This is a genomic window from Methylobacter sp. BlB1, from assembly GCF_015476545.1.
GTDB lineage: Bacteria > Pseudomonadota > Gammaproteobacteria > Methylococcales > Methylomonadaceae > Methylobacter.
In genome coordinates this window covers 1-3,619 of the sequence record NZ_JADMKV010000130.1, presented here as the reverse complement: position 1 = coordinate 3,619, position 3,619 = coordinate 1, and the positions used below count along the sequence as shown (strand labels likewise).

Sequence of the window (3,619 nt, the reverse complement as noted above, 5' to 3'; positions counted from 1 at the left end):
CAATAAACCGCATCTAACAATTGGCTACTGGAAGTGGCAGAGTATTCCCATTTAAACCAATGGGGAATAACGCATGAGTTCACCTTTTTCAGAAACCGATCAGCACGTTGAGCCGATGCTCACGCCCACCCAGCAATTCTGGCTGGGCCATTGGCAACAGTGGCAGGTCTCCGGGCTGAGCATGGCGGCTTACGCCCGTGAGCAGGGCTTGTCGGTCAAATCCTTTTACTACTGGAGCCAACAAGTCCGTGCGCCGAAAGCCGACAGAAAGCCGGAGCCGGCACAGGCAGCGCATTTTCATCCGGTGCGGATTACCCCGCCGGCGGTGCCCAGCCCTGCTGAAGCGATGACAGTGCTGTTACGCCTGCCCAACGGTATTGAAGGCGAATTGCGTCATGTCGATGCCCAAGCCTGCCTTGAACTGTTGACCGGCCTGTGCCGGCTGCCGGCATGATGCGGCCTACAGCGCCACTGTGCCCGGTCTATCTGTGCGCGGAGCCGGTGGATTTCAGGAAAGGCATGGGCAGCCTGGCGGTGCTGGTGGAGGCGCAATTGCAGTTGAATCCGTTTGCGGAGGCTTTGTTTGTGTTTACTAACCGTTCCTCGACGGCGCTCAAGGTGCTGTACTGGGAGCGCAATGGTTTCTGCCTGTGGCAGAAGCGCCTGGAGCAAGACCGTTTTGTCTGGCCGAAGGCCGATGAAGCGGGCGTGGTGTCCTTAACGGTGCAGCAGTTGAACTGGTTGCTGGACGGCTACGACATCAGCCGGCTGCAGCCGCATCCCGCCCTGGATTTCCGCTCGGTTTTATAGCGCTTGGCGCAGGTTTCGCCATCGCCTATCAGGCCTGGCTCAGGTATAATAGGCGTTATGAAACAAGTACTTGAACTGCCCGAAGCCCCCGAAACCTTGCGCCAGCTCGTGTTGTCGCAAGCGCGGGAAATTCGACAACTCAAAGCGCAGTATGAGCACTTGCAGGAACAGATCCGTCTGTTGCTGCACCAACGCTTCGGCGCCCACAGCGAGAAGTACCGTGCCGAACAAGCCGATCTGTTCAATGAGGCGGAAGTCTATGCCGAAGACGGCGATAGCGGTGTAGAACCGCTCCCCACGGAGCCGCTCAGCCCCTGCGAGCCGGCCGCCATTGACTCATCGCCCGCCACCACACCGGTCAAACGCGGCCGCAAAGCCTTGCCCCCGGCGCTGCCCCGGGTCGACATCGTTCATGACCTGCCGGCAGACCAGCGCTATTGTGCCGAAGGCCATGCCCTGAAAGTGATCGGCGAAGTCATCTCGGAGCAACTGGACATCATTCCGGCGCAAGTGCAGGTGCTGCGCCATATCCGTAAGAAATACGCCTGCCCCTGCTGCAGCAGCGAGGTCAAAACCGCCCCCCTGCCGGCCCAGCCGATCCCAAAAAGCAATGCCTCGCCCGGTTTATTGGCCTATCTCGTGACCAGCAAATTTCTCGACGCCTTACCGCTGTATCGGCAAAGCCAGATGTTGCAGCGTATCGGCGTCGACATCGCGCGCGGCACCCTGGCCGTCTGGATGATCCGCTGCGGCGAACTGATCCAGCCGCTGATCAACCTGCTGCAGGAGCCGTTGCGGCAGTACGACATCCAGCAGATGGATGAAACCACCGTGCAGGTGCTCAAGGAGGCCGGCAAAACAGCCCAGTCCAAGTCCTACCTGTGGGTGCAACGCGGTGGTCCGCCCGGCCAACCGGTGATCGTGTTCACCTATGCTCCTTCCCGCGGCCAACACGTGGCTGATGCGCTCCTGGCTGACTACCGAGGTTATCTGCAAACCGACGGCTACGCCGGCTATGCGCCGGTGTGCGCCAAAAACGGCTTGCGCCAGGTCGGCTGCTTCGCGCATGCGAGGCGGAAATTCGATGAAGCCCTGAAGGCGCAAGGCCCCAAAGGCCAGGCGAAAGCCGGCAAGGCCAGCAAAGGACTCATTTATATTCAGAAGCTGTATCGTATCGAACAGCTGATTAAGGATCTGGCCCCGGAAGAGCGCTATCAACGGCGGCAACAGCAGGCCATGCCGTTGCTCGACGATATCAGAGCCTGGCTGGACACCTCGCTACCCCAGGTGCCGCCCACCAGTCTGACCGGCAAGGCGCTGAGCTATCTCGACAACCACTGGGACAAGCTGATCCGCTACTGTGAAGACGGCCGGCTCGACATCGACAACAATGCCACCGAGCGGGCCATACGCCCGTTCGTGATCGGTCGCCACAATTGGCTGTTCTCGGATACCGTCCAAGGCGCCAAAGCCAGCGCCAATCTGTACAGTCTGATCGAAACCGCCAAACTGAACGGTCTGGAGCCTTACCGCTATCTGCACCATGTTTTTAAAGAACTGCCCAAGGCACAATCGTTGGAAGACATCGAGCAACTGCTGCCCTGGCAGGTCGACAAGGAACAGATTAACCAGGGCTGGGCGAAAAAAGTAGATGGGGTTTAATTCGCGCTTACCATATTCCGCAATCTTTGGGATATCCAGGTTGATTTCTGAATCAGGCATTCAACAGTCCTTATGTTTTAAAAATAAACAATCCCAGCCAGAGTAACAGAATGTTTTAAATCTATATTAAGCTGATCATTTAATCCTTCAAATTAAATTTTCTAAATTGAACAACATACCAAAAGTATAAAAAACAATTTCGGAAGAATTAGGTGTTAATTCAGCATCAATTTTGACTGGCAGATTTTGGCACATTTGAGGCGGTCGTGATCATCTGAAACCAGCCATTCATAACTCCAATTTCAGGAACGGCATGAGCGCCTCCTTGAAATTTCTGTTATGCAATCATGCTGGATAGGTAATTTCGGATTTTATGATTGGCGACCACTTTTTCCAGCTAAAATAAGAGCTTGGGTGTCTTATAAATAAAAGTTTTATTTTTTGAATACCTTTTGTGATAGTGATTTTTTTTGGGTATGATCTTCCTACTTTTTCAGGAAGATTTTCGTGCTCAATAGTTAAGCTGTTTTCATCGCAATACTTGATAAGTGATTTTATCTTTTTTTGCTCTAAACCATAAACAACAACTTGATCAAATTGCAGCAAGTCAGCAAGCTGTTCAAATGTTGACCAACCTGAGTAATAATCATTATACGATGGCCTGTGTTTTTTGGTTTTTAATACTCGATTCACAAGGTTGTGGTAACAGACGGAGTTCCAAAAAAGCTCTTTTTCTGAATCAGTTGGCTTCCTTTTTCCATATATAGCTTTTTCAATGTTTCTTACAAATTTAGATTTACGCTTAAAGTCCATTGCATGACTTTTGTGTAGATTTCTAAGATTGTATGCACTATTAATTCGATCCATGTTTAAAAGGTCTTTAGGATTCCAGTCATATACACTTTCACCAAGAATAAGAGTTTTTATCTCTTGTTGTTGGTATTCTCTTCCTATCCAAGGAAGTCTCACAATACCTTCAATTCTTTCTAAATCTGAGTCGTAAGATATGTCACATAAGTTACTTTCTTGGTTCAAAATACGGTATTGTTAATTAAGTATAGTGTCCAATTCCCCATTCCATTTAAGCATCAGAAGCATGACGGAATATTTGAGCATGATCTTGCTTTTGCTATAGCATTTTGATTTT

4 protein-coding genes are annotated in these 3,619 nt (G+C 51.1%); 3 read left to right on the top strand and 1 reads right to left on the bottom strand.

Translation table 11 applies throughout. The annotated features are described in order from the left end of the window. Positions 1 to 73 precede the first annotated feature (73 nt). The 3 genes from IT781_RS21505 to IT781_RS21495 are packed head-to-tail and all read left to right on the top strand — an operon-like array spanning position 74 to position 2,472. Positions 74 to 454, top strand: a complete 381-nt coding sequence (locus IT781_RS21505; RefSeq protein WP_194972221.1) for a hypothetical protein — start codon at positions 74 to 76, stop codon at positions 452 to 454. Then, positions 451 to 810, top strand: coding sequence for an IS66 family insertion sequence element accessory protein TnpB (gene tnpB / locus IT781_RS21500; RefSeq protein ID WP_194972220.1), 360 nt, complete (start codon positions 451 to 453; stop codon positions 808 to 810). The genes IT781_RS21505 and tnpB overlap by 4 nt, the downstream gene beginning before the upstream one ends. Positions 811 to 867: 57 nt before the next feature. Continuing rightward, positions 868 to 2,472, top strand: a complete 1,605-nt coding sequence (locus tag IT781_RS21495; protein WP_194972219.1) for an IS66 family transposase — start codon at positions 868 to 870, stop codon at positions 2,470 to 2,472. A gap of 345 nt (positions 2,473 to 2,817) precedes the next feature. Here the strand turns inward: IT781_RS21495 and IT781_RS21490 are convergent, their stop codons facing one another. Then, positions 2,818 to 3,507, bottom strand: coding sequence for a hypothetical protein (locus tag IT781_RS21490; RefSeq protein WP_194972218.1), 690 nt, complete (start codon positions 3,505 to 3,507; stop codon positions 2,818 to 2,820). Between the last annotated feature and the right edge of the window lie 112 nt (positions 3,508 to 3,619).